The following is a 1,514-nucleotide window of genomic DNA, read 5'->3' on the forward strand; positions in this document are numbered from 1 at the left end:
ACTCCGCATCGCATCCACGACGACAACCAGGAATCGCTGTTTTCCGCCATTTGAAAAGGAGGTGCATAATGAATCGGTCTTCGCGCTCAACCGCAAGAACGCCCTCTTTGCAGGCTCCGACGGCGGTGCGATATACTGCTCATCTGTCGATCGCCTTATAAATTAAGGACATTTTGGCGCGGATCATGAGACGCCGGACGCCGTGATCGCCGCGCATCAGCTTCACGCCGAACGGCATCATTCTCGATATCCGAGAGGTGAATGATCCAGGGTGCCCCCTTGCATAGTTGATTCGCTGCCAACGTGCCGCGGTTGACCATGCGACGAACTGTCGACGGGCTGACCTGGAGAATCCCCGCGGCTTCGTCGAGCGTTGCTTCGCCACGCTCCGCACGTTCGCCGTCGCGGTATGGCGCAATGCCATGGGTGTTGCGAAGACTGCACACCCTACTACGCGTCCAGCTATTGTCCTTCCCTGTCCTTTTGCCGGCGCGATTGAGGATGGCGGCGATGGACAGATCCGACATCTGGCGGGCCAGTACCCGAACAAGATCAAGGGTATCGCCTTCGATCGTCCAGCGGGTTTGCCCGACCTTGTTCTTCTTCACGATGAGACGTGTGTGATCGCCACCTTGCCAATGGATGATGAGCGCCAGACTATCGTCCACGACATCGACAATGATCTCCTTGACCAACAAGCGAATGATCTTCTTGCGCGTCTCGTTCGAAGCGCCCGGACTGTCCCATGCCTGGGCGAGGTCCTTCCCGAGAGCCATCAGCCTTGCACGATCGTCGGCGGAGACCGTTGGTGCTTGCAGCGGGGCCAAGCGGTCCAGCTCCTCCTCAAGCTCGCCCAGGTGGGTCAGCTTCTCGTTCCAGCGTCGCTCGAGTTCGCCGGCGACAAGCCGGTTCTCGGGATCGACCGCATTGTATTGGCGGCGTGCACGCTCCGCCTCGTACCGGGCCTGCCGGCAAGCATTCTCGACCTGCTGTCGCTTGTCACTATGCTCCTGGCCTTGCACCTCCATGGCAGCCAGCGCCGCCTCGATGCCGAGCGGCTGCAGTCGACCGAGAACCTCCTGGACGACTGCCCGGTCAACCCGCATACCGCCGAAGCGGATGCAGTTGTCGACGGCCTTGTCGCTGAAGGTGCCGCGACAGACGTAACGTTGGGTGTTTCCGCCTTTGCCGCTGTAAGCGACATGCAATCGACGGCCGCAGCGTGCGCAGCGCAATAGGCCTGGCAGCAAGGCTTCTCCGCGGCGGATCGCCCCGCGCCCAAGGTAGCTCTTGCCGTTGGCGTTGTCGGCGATCAAGTGCTGATTCCTCTCGAACTCCTCCCAGGAAATATATGCCTCATGGTGGTTGTCAAGCGAAGTGAGGATTTGACCCCTGGGGCGAAACGAAGAACTGACCCCGTCATTGTTTTGCGGTTTCGTTGGTGTCGGGGGTGGGGGGGGGGGGGGGGGGGAAAGATAGGGAAGGGCGCAGATTGTGATCGACGGGGGGTGGAG

General features: G+C 60.6%; 1 protein-coding gene. It reads right to left on the reverse strand.

Annotated elements, in window-relative coordinates; translation table 11 throughout:
* Nucleotides 1-155 precede the first annotated feature (155 nt).
* Entirely contained in the window at nt 156-1,316 is a 1,161-nt protein-coding gene (locus NKJ12_RS32015) for a helix-turn-helix domain-containing protein (RefSeq protein ID WP_352707704.1), read from the reverse strand.
* Nucleotides 1,317-1,514: the final 198 nt, after the last annotated feature.

Origin of the sequence: Mesorhizobium sp. M0195 (assembly GCF_040322115.1) — a bacterium.
GTDB lineage: Bacteria > Pseudomonadota > Alphaproteobacteria > Rhizobiales > Rhizobiaceae > Mesorhizobium.